Source organism: Pseudomonas sp. 51_B (genome assembly GCF_017491595.1).
GTDB lineage: Bacteria > Pseudomonadota > Gammaproteobacteria > Pseudomonadales > Pseudomonadaceae > Aquipseudomonas > Aquipseudomonas promysalinigenes.
Map to the genome: position 1 here is coordinate 17,204 of NZ_JAFGYW010000017.1, position 16,965 is coordinate 34,168.

The 16,965-nt window shown below is 60.9% G+C and carries 14 protein-coding genes; 3 read left to right on the forward strand and 11 right to left on the reverse strand.

Annotated elements, in window-relative coordinates:
* Positions 1-140 precede the first annotated feature (140 nt).
* The 9 genes from J5M56_RS17295 to J5M56_RS17335 form a co-directional block, all read right to left on the reverse strand.
* A complete protein-coding gene (locus tag J5M56_RS17295) occupies positions 141-890 on the reverse strand; it encodes a WecB/TagA/CpsF family glycosyltransferase (protein WP_207937391.1) in 750 nt (249 codons plus the stop codon).
* On the reverse strand, positions 890-2,077 hold the full coding sequence (locus J5M56_RS17300) for a glycosyltransferase family 2 protein (RefSeq protein WP_207937392.1): 1,188 nt from the start codon (positions 2,075-2,077) through the stop codon (positions 890-892). Before J5M56_RS17300 ends, J5M56_RS17295 begins: the two co-directional genes overlap by 1 nt.
* Positions 2,074-3,276 (reverse strand): glycosyltransferase, encoded by a 1,203-nt coding sequence (locus J5M56_RS17305; protein ID WP_207937393.1) that lies wholly within the window; start codon positions 3,274-3,276, stop codon positions 2,074-2,076. The genes J5M56_RS17300 and J5M56_RS17305 overlap by 4 nt, the downstream gene beginning before the upstream one ends.
* Before the next feature lie 22 nt (positions 3,277-3,298).
* A complete protein-coding gene (locus J5M56_RS17310; RefSeq protein ID WP_207937394.1) occupies positions 3,299-4,246 on the reverse strand; it encodes a VirK/YbjX family protein in 948 nt (315 codons plus the stop codon).
* A 7-nt stretch (positions 4,247-4,253) separates the two neighbouring features.
* Positions 4,254-5,231: a glycosyltransferase gene (locus tag J5M56_RS17315; protein ID WP_186477156.1), complete on the reverse strand. Its 978-nt coding sequence runs from the start codon at positions 5,229-5,231 to the stop codon at positions 4,254-4,256.
* A gap of 28 nt (positions 5,232-5,259) precedes the next feature.
* Entirely contained in the window at positions 5,260-5,784 is a 525-nt protein-coding gene (locus J5M56_RS17320) for a serine acetyltransferase (RefSeq protein ID WP_060476490.1), read from the reverse strand.
* 8 nt (positions 5,785-5,792) lie between these two features.
* A complete protein-coding gene (locus tag J5M56_RS17325) occupies positions 5,793-6,749 on the reverse strand; it encodes a glycosyltransferase family 2 protein (protein ID WP_207937395.1) in 957 nt (318 codons plus the stop codon).
* Complete coding sequence (locus tag J5M56_RS17330) at positions 6,742-7,359, reverse strand: acyltransferase (RefSeq protein WP_060476492.1); 618 nt, start codon at positions 7,357-7,359, stop codon at positions 6,742-6,744. Before J5M56_RS17330 ends, J5M56_RS17325 begins: the two co-directional genes overlap by 8 nt.
* Before the next feature lie 121 nt (positions 7,360-7,480).
* Positions 7,481-8,947 carry a GMC family oxidoreductase gene (locus J5M56_RS17335; RefSeq protein ID WP_207937396.1) on the reverse strand — a complete coding sequence of 489 codons (1,467 nt, stop codon included), beginning with the start codon at positions 8,945-8,947 and terminating at the stop codon, positions 7,481-7,483.
* A 423-nt stretch (positions 8,948-9,370) separates the two neighbouring features.
* Between J5M56_RS17335 and J5M56_RS17340 the strand changes: the two genes are divergently transcribed.
* From J5M56_RS17340 to galE, 3 genes are all read left to right on the forward strand, one after another.
* Positions 9,371-10,897, forward strand: a complete 1,527-nt coding sequence (locus tag J5M56_RS17340; protein ID WP_207937397.1) for an O-antigen ligase family protein — start codon at positions 9,371-9,373, stop codon at positions 10,895-10,897.
* Positions 10,898-10,901: 4 nt separating this feature from the next.
* Complete coding sequence (locus J5M56_RS17345; protein WP_207937398.1) at positions 10,902-13,502, forward strand: cellulase family glycosylhydrolase; 2,601 nt, start codon at positions 10,902-10,904, stop codon at positions 13,500-13,502.
* Between the two features lie 75 nt (positions 13,503-13,577).
* Entirely contained in the window at positions 13,578-14,540 is a 963-nt protein-coding gene (galE, locus tag J5M56_RS17350) for a UDP-glucose 4-epimerase GalE (protein ID WP_207937399.1), read from the forward strand.
* A gap of 40 nt (positions 14,541-14,580) precedes the next feature.
* Here the strand turns inward: galE and J5M56_RS17355 are convergent, their stop codons facing one another.
* Both J5M56_RS17355 and J5M56_RS17360 read right to left on the reverse strand, forming a co-directional pair.
* Complete coding sequence (locus J5M56_RS17355; RefSeq protein ID WP_060476498.1) at positions 14,581-15,387, reverse strand: CpsD/CapB family tyrosine-protein kinase; 807 nt, start codon at positions 15,385-15,387, stop codon at positions 14,581-14,583.
* An 11-nt stretch (positions 15,388-15,398) separates the two neighbouring features.
* A complete protein-coding gene (locus tag J5M56_RS17360) occupies positions 15,399-16,964 on the reverse strand; it encodes a Wzz/FepE/Etk N-terminal domain-containing protein (protein ID WP_207937400.1) in 1,566 nt (521 codons plus the stop codon).
* Between the last annotated feature and the right edge of the window lies 1 nt (position 16,965).

Consider the following 16,965-nt stretch of genomic DNA (forward strand, 5'->3'; position numbering starts at 1 on the left):
GAGATTCAACTCAGGTACCTGAAAAATCTGTGAAATCTCCTGCAAACCGCGCCGGTCTGTTTGATATCACTGTAGCAGCACCGTGGTCATGCTGCGGTGAAGATCCACCACTGTTCGACAGATAGCGTTGAGCATGGCCGCTAACGGCGATGCATCGGCGAGCGGGCATAAAACCGAGCACGCAATAGGAACAATGGGTTGCCTAGCACGTAACGCTTGAACAGGCGTTTGGGCTCTCTGAGTAACCTGAACACCCATTCGGCGTTCATCCGCCTTACCCAGCGAGGCGCCCGCGCGACCTTGCCACCGAGAAAGTCCAGGATCGCCCCACCGCAGACGATCAGGCAGGGGTAATCGAGAACGGCCAAGCGTGCGGCCAACTGCTCCTGCTTGGGCATCCCCATGCCAAGCACGATCAACCCAGGGCGATGTCGCTGAGCCAGGCCCAGGTAAGTATCGGTATCGGCAAAACCGTGGTGTCGCGACACCACCTGCAGGCCGAACTCTGCCTCGCAACGCCGCGCGGCTTCGGTCAGGAACGGATCCTGCGTTCCCCAGAAAGCCACGTTGCGGCCTTCAAACCCCGTAAGGAGCTTGGGAATCAAATCGGTGCCGTTCATGTTCAGGCCCGGCGCAAGCCCCAGGCGACGCAGCAGCACTGCCATGCCAGCACCGTCGCGCAGCAGCACATCGGCAGCAGCCAGCGCATGGCAATAATCGGCGTTGCCAGCCACCAGGTTCATCGCGTGGGCATTGACGAAGCCCAGTACCGTTGGCCGCTGCGCCGAACACAGTGACTGCAGCAGCCGCTGCTCGTGTGCCGCATCCTCCACCAGGCACAGCTTGCCCATGACCATCTTCCAGCGCTGCAGCCAACCCTGCTCTGTCATCAGTTGTCATCCCGTTTCGAACGCACCCAGTCGACCTGGCGCTTGAGCAGGAACCCTAGATACAAAGGGATTTTCCGCGCCGCATAGAACGGTGCGTACAGCAGTGCCGAAAACGGAATCAGCTCCCGTGCAAAACAGGCCCAAGCCAACAGGATGGCAGCGCCAAGCAAGGCCAACGCCAAGGTGGCGAGCAGTGCAGGCAGCAGCGCCCCCCCCACGCCGAACGTGAGCCAGGTCAGAGCGAAGACCCCCATCAACAGCAACGACAGCAAGGCCAGGGGCGGCACCAGTAAGTCAACTGCCATGCCCAACAGTGGCCAATTACGCTTGAGCAGCGCAGCGGCGAGCAGCCTGGGCCCATCGGCCAAGACCACCCCCAAATGCCCATGCTCCCAGCGCTTGCGCTGAATACTCAGGCCTTCCTGGCTAGTGGGAAAATGGCTGTTCACCACAGCCTGCGGGCAGAATACCGGCGCCTTACCGTGCGCGGCACACTCAAGGCCAAGCTTCAGATCTTCGACCAGGTGACCGGTAGCCAGGTTGACGGCCGACAGGTCTTGCCAGCTGAACGCCATGCCTGCCCCCATCAACTGGCATGGCAGGCCCGCCCGTGCCCAACCCTGCGGCCGAACCAGGTTCTTCACCCGCCAGGCGAAAGCTGCAACCTGCACCTTCAGCCCCGCCCCGGGCGGCGCATGCATCAGGTACAACGCCTGTGCAGGCCGGCCGCGGTCTATACAACTACAAGCCAGGTGCTCGAGCGCACCGGCCCCAACCTGGCAGTCTGCATCGATGATGATCACCACCTGCGGTGGCGACAGGCGCAGGTGCTGCACCCCGAAATCCAATGCATAACCCTTGCCTCGGCGCAGCAGGTCCTCGCGCTCGACCACTTGCGCTCCCGCCGCGCGGGCAAGGCTTGCGGTCTGGTCGCTGCAGTTGTCGGCCACCACCAGCAGTTGGTCACCATCGCGCAGCTGCGGCCGGATGCTGGCCAGCGTCGAAACGATCAGCGACGCCTCGTTGTGCGCAGGTACCAGCACTGCCAACCGCGGCCGCGGCAGGTGAGGCCTCTGTCGCACCCGAGCAGGTAGGCAGGCCAGCACCACCTGGATGAACAGCAGCAATGCCGGTACCAATAGCAACAGCGCCACGCCACCCAGCAGCCAAGCCAGCAAGGTCATCATGCCGGCACCTTGAAATGGCTGAGCAGCTTGGCTGCCTCGGTATCGATGTCGTGGCGTTGCAATACCCGCTCATAGGCCGCATCGCCCATGCGCTGCAACACCTGCACGGGCTGCTCCAGGCATTGGCGCATCGCTTCGGTCAAGGCTTCGACGCTACCAGCCGGGAACAGCCAGCCGTTCTCGCCGTGGCGGACCAGTTCAGGGATACCGGCCACGTAAGTGGTAAGAACAGTTCGGCGCAGCGCCATCGCCTCCATAATGACCACCGGCAAACCTTCGGCAAAGCTTGGCAGTACCATGGCCCGCGCGGCCAGAATCTCGTCGCGCACCTGCGCGCTGCTGATCCAGCCGGTGATGCGCACCTGCGCTTGCAAACCGTAGCGCACGATGAGTGCTTCAATCGGGCCTCGCAATTCACCATCGCCAGCCAATACCAGTTCCAATTGCACGCCCTGACTGACCAGGCCACGTGCAGCTTCGATCAGCAGCAACTGGCCCTTCTGCTCACACAAGCGCCCAACGCAAACCAGCCGAGGCGTGGCGGTGACTGCTTGCGGTGCCACCTGGTGAAAACTGCGTTCCAGGCCGCAATGCACCACCTTGACCTTGCCCCACTGCTCATGGGCCACCCAGCGCCATAGCTGGCTACGCCCGAAGGCGCTGACGGCGACAACGAATGACGCCCGCCGCACCTTTTCGCCCAAATGCAGAAGCTGAGCCTTGTCGAACTCTTCCGGCCCATGCACGGTGAAGCTGTAAGGCGGGCCGCCCAGCGCGTTGGCCAGCATGACCACCTCCGTGGAGTTGGTGCCGAAATGTGCGTGCACATGTTCTGCCGCAGCGTCCTGCAACCATTGCAGCAGCCGGCATGCCTCAGCGAGATAAACCAGGTGGTATGGCCACGGGCGGTCGGCACGCCAACCCTGGCCAAGCGCCAGGCGCAGGGCCGTCAGGAACGCTTTGGGCCGTGCCCGCAGCACCTGCATCAGGGGTTTGAGCAACCCCCTCAGCCCGTCCTGCAGCACATAGCGGGTTTTGCCCCGCTCCGCCAAGTCTTCAGCGTCCTGCAGTTCAGCATCCCAGCCACGCAGGGCGATGCGCTGCACCTCGACGCCTTGGCGCTCCAGCGCCAGTATCTCGCGGCGGATGAAGGTATGGCTGACCTTGGGGTACTGATTGATGAAGTAAGCAATTCGCATAAGGCCCCAAATCTGTGTCCGTTCATCGAATGGCCAAGTCGGCCGCGCTGTGCTGCACCGTGCTGCCCACCATGGCAGCTTGGATCTGGGCAAACACGTCATCGAGCAAGGCATGGCGCCGGCGGTACATCGCCCGCTTCTTCGCCGCGATCTCCTCTACCGGGCGCTGGGCGGGGGCCAGGGGGATGCTGAAGAAATCCACCCACTCGCAGGGCTCGGCGCCGTTCTCCTGCCAGATCACGTCGTAATTGGCCGCCAGTTCCTGGGACTTCTCGGCGCCGAAATACGGGTGTCGATGGTGGCGATATTCGTCCGCGACGGCATAGATACGCTGGGCGGCCAGGGTTCTGGCGATGCACTTGATGGCCTCGATCAGCAGGCTTCTGGGGCGTAGGCCTTCGAAGTCCTTGGTCAGGTCGCGGTAGATGGTCAGGGACGTGTCGCTGCCCACACCTTTGTGAATGCCTTGCACTGCGCCGATATACAGGCACACACCCTGGGCCTCGTGGCACAAGGTGAAGGCCAGCGAGGCCACACGCAGGTCGCCCTGGAACAGGTTGATCACCAGCTCACCTTCGCGCTTGAACCAGATCGGCCGGTCCAGCACCAGCCGGCACCCGCTTGAGTAGCCTGACAGGTCGCATAGCTGGCGCTGCTCATCGCGCTGCAACAGCAGCAAAGGCGCACACTGGGCGGTCACCACTTCATAATGCGAGGCCACAGCTGCAAGCCGCTGCGCAGCGTTCCAGCGCTTGCTGATGTAAGGCCACTGCACCACACCGATGCAGTCCACGCCCAACTGCTCGAAGCGCTCCTGGCCCAAGGCCTTGGACATGCGCTGAGTGAAAGCCTGCAACCCCGACCACTCGCGGGCCATCGAAACCGTCAACTTGTATTTGTTGTTGAGCGCTCGCAGCGAATAGCCTGGCTGCAGCGTGAGCACACTCTTGGCTAACGATCTGAAGGTCATCGACATGTCATTTGTACTCGATCAACAGCGCCTTACCGGCCGCAAACCTGTTCAGCAGGAACTTGGCCTGGCCGAGCATTTCAGGGAACTTGCCCAGCACCAGGAACACTGCCTGCCACCAGTTTTCCCGGCGTGAGCGGCTGCCCCGGCGGGCCAGACGTACGGTTTGCAATGGATAGATCAGTAACAGCCACAGCCCCCAGCCGCCCGAAAGAAGGCTCACAATCAGGATCGCCAACGGCAGGATCAGGCCCCAGAACCAGGCCCGTCGCGATTCACGCAACCAATGACGCTCGGGCTTGAGCCCATGCAAGTAGGCGCCTTCGGCATAGGCGTAGCCGGCCCGCAGACTGCGCCGCCACCATTGCCCGAACCGGGTCATGGCGGCATCGTGCAGGGTCATCTCTTCGGGCAAGCGCCAGATTTTCCAGCCGGCTGCGCGCAACCGCAGGCACAGCTCCGGCTCTTCGCCGGCAATCAGTTCTGGGCGAAAACCGGACACGGCCATGAACGCATCGACGCGCATCAGTGCATCCCCGCCACACGCCTTGGTTTGCCCCACCGGCGTGTCCCATTCCAGGTCGCAGAGCAGGTTGTAAACCGAGCGCTGGGGAAAGCGCTCACGGCGCCGTCCGCACACCACCGCTACATCCGGGTGCTGATCGAGAAAGGCCTGGCCCTTGCTCAACCAACCGCCATCGACTTCACAGTCACCATCGACGAATTGCACATAGCTGATGCTCGGCACGATACCCATCAGGCAGGTGAAACCTTCATTGCGTGCACGCGCCGCTGTGAAGGGTTGGGTCATGTCCAGGGCCACTACCTGCACCCCCAGCTCAGCGGCAAATTCCACCGAGCCATCGCAGGAGCCGGAGTCCACGTACACCAGTTGGTCCGCCTGCCCAATCAAGGACAACAGGCAGCGCTCCAGGCGCTGGCCCTCGTTGCGGCCGATCACCACCACTCCAATCCCTGTCACCATGGCGTTCACTCGTCAGTTTCGGGCCGGCTCACGTGTATTGCAGGGTATCGCTGTGCTTGCGCGCCTTGATGCTAGCGGGCACCCCGACCGCCAGCGAGTTGTCCGGTACATCGGTCAACACCACTGCGTTGGAGCCTATCGCGACGTTGTTACCGATGCGTATATTGCCCAGCACCTTGGCGCCGGCGCCGATGTCGACGTTGTTGCCGAACACTGGCGCGATGGGTTCATCGACATTCTTCAACCCCACCACCACGCCGTTGCGAATCCGGCAGTCATCGCCAAACCGCGCGTAGCCGCTGATCACGATGCCGCCAAAGTGATCGATGACAAAGTTGCGGCCAATCACCACCTCGCAAGGCAACTCGACGCCGGTGATGATCTGCACGAACTTGAACAATACCTTGTAGACCAAAGAGCAGAGCTTGCGCAGCAACGCCGGACGCACACCATAGCGCCAGCGCCCGAAGCGATAGACCACCAGAACCCAAAACCCCTGAGCGCCCCAATCACCGCCATGGGCGCGCAAGTCTGCGCGGATGTTATCGAACATGGTTTCACCTACCGTGTGGGTTGGTTGGCAAACTGGGTCTTGAGCAGCAGCGACCACGTGGCGCGGGTGTGCCGCCAACATGCCTTGATCGCCTCCATGCCGCGGCCTTTGAGCAGCGCCTTGAGTGCCAGCACCAGGTCGCCCAGGCTCACCAGCAGCATGTGCAAGGCCAGCCCCGCCGCGCCATGGTGCTTGCGCATGTACAGCAGTTCGCTTTCGATCTGGTAAGCCGATATCTGTCGGCTGGCCGCCTCGAGCTCGGCCACCGACTTGGAGCTCTCGCCACCGATATGCACCACGGTGGTATCAGGGAAATACACCACTTTCCAACCCGCGGCCTTGACCCGCTTGCAATGGTCCACTTCTTCGTAATAGAGAAAATAGCGAGGGTCGAACAGCCCTACCTGGTCGAGCACTTCCCGGCGTACCAGGTAGAAGCAACCCGGTAGCCAGTCGCACTCACGCACCGAGGCATGATCCCAGTCCATTTCGTCGACCATTTTCAGCCCTGGCATGAAACGCCCTAGCCCAGTTCGTGCTGCAAAGAGGTTCAACGGGGTTGGGAAATAGCGGCAGCTGGGTTGCAGTTCGCCATCGCGGCCCACCAGGCGCACCCCAAGAATGCCGCATTCGGGGTGCGCGTCCATGTAGTCGAGGGTTTTCTGCAGGCTGTCGGCGGCCACGAAGGCGTCAGTGTTGAGCAGTAGCGCGTACCTGCCGCGTAGGTGCGCCAGCAGCTGATTATTGGCCCGGCCAAAGCCGACATTGTGTTTGTTGCTCAACAAAAGCGCTTGCGGGCAGACCTGGCCCAGGCGTTCGACCGAGTCGTCGACCGAGGCATTGTCTACCACCAGGTAACTGGCCAAGGTTTCGCCGCCGGCCGCCCGCAGTGAATCGAACATCGGCTGCAGCAACCCGGCCGTGTTGAAATTGACCACCATCACATCGACAGGCTTGTTATCCATTGCTGCCGTCTCCGAAGAAATAACGGCGCCGGTGCATGGCCAGGGTAGGCTCCAGCGCCGGGTCATACGAGCCTTTGCGTTCTTTTATCAGCTCCATCCAAGGGTAGGCATTGCAGCGTTCTTCGACCCGCTTGATCAAATCTGCCGTGGTGCAGATGAACTTGGCAGGATTACCACCGACGACCGTGCCGGGTGGCACGTCCTTGGTTACCACGGCGCCGGCGGCCACAACCGAATCCGGGCCGATGGTCACCCTCGGCATGACGATCGCACCATGGCCGACGAAACTGTTGTCCTTGACATCGATGACTCCGACCGAGTCGAGCTTCATGCCGTAGCAGAGCTCGATCAGCGCCACCACACCGTCGTGGCCTATCAGCGTGCAATCGGACAGGCCGACGTTGTTGCCGATGCGCACCAACGCCGGGTCGGTGACGTTACAGCCGACATTCATGTGAAAGTTGGTGCCTACCGAATAGAACTTGCCCCATCGGCACTGGTACTCCCCCCACTGCCTGGGTGTGGGGTTGCAGAGTTTTTTATAGGCCGCAACGCCGCGTCCGGTCGTATTGGCGTAATGCGCCACAGCACTGCGTATCCATCCCAACATATGGCAAGCCTCGCGATTCGAGCGATCCTGGACTGTCCCTGAGGCAAACACGGTCTCGTTCTTCTAGGTGCTGACCCTGTTGCACTCCACCCCTTCACAGCGCTACTTCAGTTGAATGTATTCAGGCTGCCGCCCCCGTAGCCGAGTGCATCTTCTGGTTGAGATGGTCGGCCAACCTCAAGGCGAACTGCAGCAGCGGCATCGTCGGGTTCGACGCCCCGCCGGTTGCGAATACACTGCTGCCGGCGACATACAGGTTTTCGGTGCCAAACACCTTGCAGTTGGTATCGACCACCCCATCCTTGGCTGAGGCCGCCATGCGCGTAGTGCCCATGTGATGGGCATGGGGGGACATCTTCAGCGGCAAGCTGGTGTCGTAGACGAAGTCGTTGAGCTTGACGAAACCCAGGCCCATTTCAGCGAACTGCTTGGCCAGTTCGCTGCCGATGCATTTGATGGTGTGCCGGTCGCTGTCGCTGAGCACCCAATTGACGTTGACCTTGGCCACACCCAGTTCGTCCTGCTCGTCCAGCAGCGAGATACGGCTGTGCACATTGGGGAACTGCTCAATCAAAGTGCTGATCACCCCGTCGCCCGGGCAACTGAACTTGGCGACGAACTCGATCTTGCTGGCCACGCCCATGTCGCACGCCAGGTTTTCCAGAAAATGCTTGACCTCGGCCGTACGGCCATAGGTCTGCACATCGGCCAAAACCGACGCCAGAACATTGCCTCTGCCCGCCTGGTACTGGGCGACGAAAGCATCGGTGGTGAAATACTGCCGAGGATCGGTGCCTTCGCCACTGCGCAGGATGAACGTCCCCATGTCGATGTTCAGGTGCTCCATGAAGCATCGGCCAACCAGGCCGTCCTTGGTCACCACGCCCGCCTGGGCCAGCGATTTGCTGTTCAATAACTGCCTGGCATTTTCGATGGCGCCGGTGGCCAGGATGAAGTTGCGTGCCGCCACAGGCTGGCGCTTGCCCTCGTAGTCCGACACCTGCACAGCCTTCAATTTTCCAGCGTCTGGGTCGAACAACAAGTCGACGCAGTTGCAGTTGATGAAAACGTCCAAACCCGGGGTCTCGTCCAGCGCGGTGGCGTACTTTTGGGCAAAGCGCGTTGGCGGGCTGAGCAGAAAGCGGTCAGCCTCGAACTCACCGCCGTTCAGGCCGGGGTTTACGGCTTTGAATTCGGCCCCCTGAGGCAGATCGACGATTTCCATGGCACCCGGTAGGTACCGCTCGATCTCAGCGTATGGGATAGGCCAGCCGGGCATCTCCACCGGTGGTGGCACCGCAAAATCCGCAGAGGTGAAGGGGCGGCAGCGCCCTGCCCAGTGATTGGAGGTGCCGCCCAGGTAACGCAGGCGGTCTTCGGCGGCGAACACCTCAAGGCCTGTGGACGTGCACTTGTACAGCGCTTGGGACCGCGGCGTGTACTCACGGCCCCCTCCTTCGAGCAGAGCCACACTCCAGCCGGCACCTGCCAGGCGCAACGCCAGGGTGATCCCCGCGGGGCCTGCGCCGACGATGCAGAAGTCGTATGCCTCGCGCAGGCGCTTGTCGGCATCGTAGTCCTTGATCATGAGCGTTCGTCCTGAAAATACCCCACCGGCAACACCCAGCCGTTGATGATGACGAACCTGCCGGTTGGCTCAGGCTTGCGCGCTGCCTGCGCACTTCCCCCAAACATGGCGACCCCGGCACTGAACAACACACAGTTGCGTATAAAGCCTCTGCGCCCCAGCAATGGGGTACAAAACTGCAGCTTCCCCATGATCCCCGCCCCATACCATTGGTTTTTATTGTCGCCCCACACTGTGTTGCCGCAACCGACAAGCGACCTCGCAGGTCAAGCGCAAAACTGAAACTGTGCTTGCTAGGCTGTTTTTGCCTGGCTTTCTCTTCGCCTCAAGACTTTCCACGCGGCGCCTAGAAGTCACTATAGTTTCATTTAGCCACGATGCTAGCCTCCATCCAGCCCATCGAGGGATAGGTGCCTATAACCCATGCCTGAACATCTAAGAGCCCTGGTCGTCATTGTGTTTGTGGCCAGCGTGGTTTTCTTCATGGCCCGGCGTCCGGCAACGGACCTGATCCCCCCAGCGGACTTCAAACGGCGTCGCAATTTGTGGTTCGTGCTGACCTTGGTTGCATTCTTCGCCCAAAGCTTCTGGGTGTATGCAGGCGCGGCCACGGTCATTCTGCTGGTTGCCCAGCGCCGCGAGCACAACCCGCTTGCGCTGTTTTTCATGCTGCTGTTTCTCATCCCGCCGGCCGCTACCGAGATACCGGGCTTTGGCATCGTCAACTACCTGTTCGACATCAACCATCAACGCGTGCTGACCTTGTGCGTGCTGCTGCCTGCCGCGTGGGTACTGCGAAAACAAAGCACGAGCATCCGGTTCGGCCGGCTATTGCCCGACAAGCTGCTGCTGGCAAGCCTGGCGTTGACCAGCGCCTTGGCGCTGCGCGAGACCACCGTCACCGATACCCTGCGCCAAATGCTGAGCCTGTACATCGACGTGTTCCTGCCCTACTACGTGGCCAGCCGCGGCTTGCGTGAGCTGAGCGACTTCAAGGACGCGCTGCTGGCATTCGTTATCGTGGCCTTCCTGTTGGCACTGCTGGGCGTGGCCGAATATGTGCGCCACTGGCTGCTCTACAACGCGCTGATCGACGCCTTGGGCCTGCAGTGGGACATGAAGGCCTACCTGAGCCGAGGGGGGGCACTGCGCGCCAGTGTCACCACCGGGCAGGCCATCGTGCTCGGTTATGTGATGGCCGTGGCGATTGGCTTGTTTCTGTTCGTGCAGCACTTCGTGCAGAAACCTGTGCACCGCTACCTGGGCGCATTGCTGCTTGCCGCAGGGCTGTTCGCACCGCTTTCGCGGGGCCCGTGGATCGGCGCTGGGGTGATCGTGGTGGTGTTCATCGCGATGGGCAGGCACGCGGCCTCGCGTTTGGCACTGCTTGCCCTGGCCGGGGTGCTGAGCATCCCATTGCTGACCGTGATGCCTGGCGGGGACAAGATACTCGACCTGCTGCCGTTCATTGGCAAGGTGGACACCGAAAACATCACCTACCGCCAGCGCCTGCTCGACAACTCGTGGATCGTCATCCAGCGTAATCCGCTGTTCGGCTCATTCGATTTTCGCAGCACCCCGGAGATGCAATCGATGATCCAGGGCGAAGGCATCATCGACATCGTCAACACCTACGTCGGCCTGGCGCTGCGCGTTGGCCTGCTTGGGCTTGGGCTGTTCCTGGGCTTTTTTGCCTACATCCTGCTGGGGTTGCGCAAGGCAATGCGGGCGGTGCCTGACAACGCCGATCCCTATCGGCTGCTGGGGCGTGTTCTGCTGGCCACATTGATGGGCATTCTGGTGACTATTTTCACCGTGAGCAGCATCACCGTCATCCCGATCATTTACTGGTCGATTGCCGGGGTCAGCGTCGCCTATATCCACATGATGCGCCGTCAGGCCGTGACCCAAGACAGCCCGGTGACCTCCATCAGCCTTCAACCGAGGTAGTTCGATGCTCACGCTCGCCCTGTCCAGATGGACCCGCACATCGTTGCTCATCAGCCTGCTGGCGGTGCCCGTCAATAGCTGGGCGTCGACATGGACGGTACGTGTAGACGAACAGAACGGCCTGCCGACACTGACGTATGGAGGAGGCCCAGCGTTCGTACCCAGCTTCGACTTCTGGGGCGCGAACTGGGGCTGGACCGGGTTCTATCCAACCCTCAAAGTCGATGGGCCTTACCGCTATACACTCACCGGCAATAACAAGGACTTGGACTTCGACCTCAAGGCGGACATCCGCAAGCCCGAGCCGCAAACCCTGACCTGGGACTTCGATTTGCAGGCCCACAGCCGGCAAAGCGATGTCATGGGCGGCGGCATCGTCTGGCGTTTCGACCCCGGGTTGATCGCCGGTCAAATGGGCGACCCGGTGCTACTGCCCGAGAACCGCGGCTGGGCTTGGGGCAAGAACCCTGAAGGGCCGCATGTGGAAATGCGTTTTGACCCACCCCTGGCCAAGGTGTATTTCGAACGCGGCAACACCGACCAGATACGCACCTTTTTCTACACCGACCCTATCAAGCCTGGCCAACAGCTGATCAAGGCGCAGATGAGTGTCACCGGTGATATCAGCATCGGCCAGACCGCCAGCGAACGTTTCGGCATGAGCGACCCCAACACGTGGCCAGATGATCAGCTCGACTGGCGTACGTCGCCAGTTGACCTGTCGTTCCTCAACGCCGCCGAGAAACCTGCTGGCAAACGAGGGTTCGTCAAGGCCGAGGGTGAACGGCTGCTGTTCGCCGATGGCACCCCCGCGCGTTTCTGGGGCACCAACATGTCAGCCTATTCGTTGTTCCGCACCCCTGACGAGGACATCAAGCAGCAGGCAAAACGCTTGTCCGCCTTGGGTTTCAACCTGGTGCGCGTGCATCACCACGACTCCCCGTGGGTGACGCCCAACGTGTTCGGCGATCTGCAGCAGCTCAAAAACACCCAACAGCTGAGCGCTGACTCGTTGAAGAAACTCGACCTGTGGATCAAAAGCCTGAAGGACGAAGGGATCTACGTGTGGCTCGACCTGCATGTGTCGCGCCCGGTGACTGCGGCGGACAACATTTATGGCTTCGATGAACTGCCCAAAGAGCACGGCGTCGCAGAGCTCAAAGGCTACTTGTTCGTCAACGTCACTTTGCAGCAGGCACTCAAGCGCTTCGCCGAGCAGTACCTGACCCACGTCAACAGTTACACCGGCCTTGCCTACAAGGATGACCCCGCCATCGCTGCAGTACTGATCACCAACGAAAACGACATCACCCACCACTTCGGCAATGCCCTGCTACCGGACAAGCAGGTACCCAAGCACAGCCGCCTGTACATGGATCAGGCCAAGGCCTTTGCCCAGGCCCACGACCTGCCTGCGGACAAGACCTGGCGTGCCTGGGAGTATGGCCCTTCGAAGCTGTTTCTCAACGACCTGGAACAACGCTTCTACGCCGACATGATCAGCTACTTGCGCACGCTAGGGGTCAAGGTGCCCATCGCCACCACCAGCACCTGGGGCCTGAACGGTTTGTCCTCGCTGCCAGCGCTTACCGCTGGGGATGTTGTCGACGCGCATAGCTATGGCGGGCTGGGCCAACTGGAGAAGAACCCACTGACCAGCGACGGCATGATCAATTGGCTGGGGGCTGCCCAGGTGCTGGGCAAGCCGATGACCGTCACAGAATGGAACGCCGAACCCTTCCCTCTGCCCGACCGCCACTCCCTGCCCCTTTATGTCGCAGGGACTGCTAGTCACCAGGGCTGGGACGCGATCATGCAATACGCCTACAGCCAGCAAGCCTTGGTCGAGCAGTGGCGCCGTGCCGACAATTGGAATGCCTACAATGACCCTGGGCTGATCGCCACCCTGCCGGCAGCCGCCCTGCTCTACCGGCGCCAGGATGTGCAGCCGGCGTCGACCCGTTACGTCTTCGCACCCACTGCTCAAGCCCTGTTCAACCAGGATATTTCGCCGGCCAACTCGGTACTGCTACGCACCGCCATGGAAAAGGGCCGACTGCAGATCGCCCTGCCATCAGCCTCCGAGCTGCCCTGGCTGCAGCCCAGTAAAATCCCTGCCGATGCGCAAGTGTTCAACGACCCAGGGCGCTCACTGATCGACCCCGGTGCCAGCGAAGCGCTGAGCGATACTGGCCAGTTGCGGCACAACTGGCAGCAGGGCCTTTACACCATCGACACGCCAATGACCCAGGCGGCAACCGGCTGGCTGGGAAGCCAGTCGCTGGCCTTGGGCGACATCGCCCTGCAGCTCACGACCCCCTATGCCAGCGTGGCGGTCCAGAGCCTTGACGACAAGCCCTTGAGCCAGTCGCGCAGGCTGCTGATTTCACTCGGCAGCCGGGCCGTACCCAGGGCTGAGGATGTCACGCCTTTCCATGTCGAACCGCTGCAGGGGAGCCTGAGCATCAAGGCGCCAGCAGGGCTGAAACTCTACAGCCGCAGCAGTGACGGCGAGGAAAAAAACCAGCCCGTAGATTACAAAGACGGCCACTACCTGATCACGTTCGATGGCCAGCACATGGCCAATTGGCTGTTCTTGAAATAGGGCATATCGCCATCTACAGTCATTGAAGCCCTGCATGACAGGCATTCGACGCTACGTCTGCTCCAGGAGGATTGGATGAAGTACTTGGTTGTCGGTGGTGCAGGTTATATCGGCTCACACATGGTCAAGCACCTGCTGCACGCAGGCCATGAGGTGGTTGTGGCAGACCTTGAAGCGCCAGTGCCGGGCTTGCAGTGGGTATGCCTGGACATCGCCGACGGCCATGGGCTCGATACGCTGTTCAGCGACTATCACTTCGATGCTGTATTTCACTTCGCCTCATTCATCCAGGTCGGCGAGTCGGTGGCCGACCCCGACAAGTATTACCTGAACAATGTTTGTGCAACCCTCAGCCTGCTCGAGGCCATGGTGCGGGCGGGGGTGAAACGGCTGATCTTTTCCTCGAGCGCCGCAGTGTATGGCGACCCCGAATATGTGCCCATCGATGAGCAACACCCCAAGGTGCCGATCAACCCCTACGGGCGCAGCAAATGGATGGTTGAGCAAATGCTCGAAGATTTCGACCGGGCCTATGGCCTGCGTTCGGTGAGCTTGCGCTACTTCAACGCAGCCGGCGCTGATCCGGACGGCCAATTGGGCGAGTGTCACCTGCCAGAAACTCATCTCATCCCGTTGATCCTGCAGGCGGCCTCTGGCCGTCGTGAATCCGTGACCGTGTTCGGCCACGATTACGACACCGCCGACGGAACCTGTGTCCGTGACTATATCCATGTGGCGGACCTGGCTTCGGCGCATGCGCTGGCTGTGGAGTACCTGCTGGCCGGCGGCGCGACGACGGCGTTCAACCTAGGCAATGGGCTGGGGTTTTCCGTGCAGCAGGTGATCGAGACGGCACGCGAGGTTACCGGGCGAACCATCAAGGTCAACCAGGCGCCGCGGCGGGCCGGCGACCCGCCTCGGTTGGTAGCGGATGCACAGAAGGCCAGGTCCATACTGGGGTGGCAGCCTGGCTTTACCTTACTTCAGGACATTGTGCGCCATGCCTGGGCGTGGGAGCTGAAATATCCCTGGAGATGAACACCCCCTTGGCATTCAGCTCCAGATGCCCATCCACCGCTCAATAGTAAGTTCGTAACTGCTCATCTGCCTTGTTCAGTACTGCCCCCACCAGGTTCGACCCAGCCAGGTGGTACAGGCAATCCTCGATATCCTTCTTGCTGTTCATGCCGTTGGCCACGACCAGCAGCACGCAGTCGAATTTCGGCAGCACGGTGATTGCGTCATCCGAACTCAGTAAAGGCGGCAAGTCGAAAATGCAAATGCGAGAGTCGTAGCGATCGCGCAGCTCACTGATCAGCGTGTCGACCTTCGCCGATGACAGCACCTCGGTCGACATCGGTACCGGCTCGCGTGTAGGCAGAACTACAAAGCGTGGCAATGTCGGATTGACCAATGCCTCTTCAAGCCAGGCCTTGCCTTCGAGCACGTCGTTGAGTGCTTTTTCCATCGGCAACCCCAAGCTGCTGCCTACCCGCGGGCGGCGCAGGTCGAAGTCGGCCAGCAACGCGGTCTTGTTGGTGTGGTGCGCGATACTCATGGCCAGGTTGACCGCCAGCACGGTCTTGCCCGCCTCAGGCGTGGGCGAAGTGATCGCCAGCGTCCTCCAACCATTGTCTTCCATGGCCTGCAGCACTTGGGTGCGCAGCAGGTCGATGGCACCGCTCATGTTCGAATTCTTGTTGAACGAGACGATGCGATTGCGCTCCAGATGCTGCGCATCCAGCGGCACCACCTTGGTTTGCACATAGTCGAACTGGCCAAGTTCACCCGGCCTTTCCCTGACCGAGGGCACTTGTGCCGTGTCGCAGGTGCCAGGCGAGACCTGATGAATGTTCTTGCCAACAGCCGGCGTACTTCTGTCCATCGCTGCGCTCCCTATTCAAACCGACCCATAGCTTTGAAAAGCAGGAGGTCCAACGGCATGTAGAACATGTGCACGACCACCAACAGGATAGCCACCAGCAGCACCCCGGCAACGACCATCATCGTGATCAGTTTCTTGCGCCTGGCCTTGTCTGCCTTGGTGGAGATGTAAGGTACCGCTACCAGCACGCGCCGGCCCAGCACGCTTTCAAGGGCGCCGACACCGCGCACGCGCTGGTTGAGCATCTCCAGCAACATCACCAGCCCCCCCCCTGCGGCCGGCGCCAGCACCAAGCCAAGGGCGACAATTTTCTTGCGGTTGGGCTTGATCGGTTTTTCTGGCATCAAGGGCGGCTCAAGCAGCACGAAACGCTCTGCCTTGTTTTCCTGCTCCAGGCTTTCGGTGATCTTGGCACCCATTTCCTTGTTGCGAATTTCTTCGTACTTCTTGCGAGCGTTATCGTGATCGCGCATCAGCGTCACCAAGCCACGCTCCACTTGCGGTGCTTCCAGGATATCGGCCTCGTAGGCCTCCATCTTGCTGGTCAGCTGGCGCTTCTGCTCGGCCAGCGAGACGATGCGCGACTGCGCTGCAGCCATTTTGGTGCGTACTCTGGCGGCATCCAGGTTCATCGCCCCGGCGGCTGCGATGCCTTTATCGCCCGAGGCCTTGAGCAGGTCGATCTTGTGCTTGATGGCGACCACATCCGGGTGCGCCTCGGTGTACTTGCTCAACAGCCGTGCGTATTCGGCCTTGAGGCTCGGCAGATCTTGCGGGTCAGGTGCAACTGCCCTGCCGTTGGCGGTTTGGGTAGAGACGCCTGAGTTGGCAGCAGCCAATTCAAGCTCCAGATAGCGCACTTCTTCCTGGGCAGCCTTGTAGTCGCGGTCGACTTCCCGGTATTCCAGCTCAGCGCGGGACAACATACTCATTCGCAGCTGCTGGTTCTCGGGCAAGGCATTGGAATGTGCCTGCTTGAAGTCTGCCAGCTGGTTTTCCAAATCGGCCAGCTCGGCGCCAAGCTTGTTGGCTTCCTGGGTCAGGAATTCGGTAGTTTCGGTGGCGCGCTCGGTGCGCTGCTTGACGTTTTCGTTGAGAAACAGCGACACCAGCTCATCGGCAACTTCTTTGGCCACATCCGCCCGTTTGTCTTCATAAGACACGGTAAAGGCCACGGTGGCTTCGCCGCGCCCTTTGACGAAAGTGCTCAACGTCGCCACCGCGATCGCGCTGCGCATCTGCTCGATCTTGTCGGTCTCGCTGAAACGGCTGCCGCGGTCGGCGAACAGGTTGTACTTGTCGATGATCTTCAGAAGGTTTTCGCGGGTCATCACCCGCTGGCGAATCACCTCGATGCGCTCATCGGCGAACGTGTTGTTGCCACCGGAGACCAAGTCTGGGGAAATCTGCTGCGACTCCACCAGAATGGTCCCGGTCGACTGATAGATTGGCGGCACGCTGATAGCAACCCCCACGGTTGCCGCCAACACGACCACTATGACGATCCCCAACAGCAAGGCGCGATCCTTGATGATGGCAATGTAATCCTTGATGGAAAGCTCGTACTCAGATTTCATA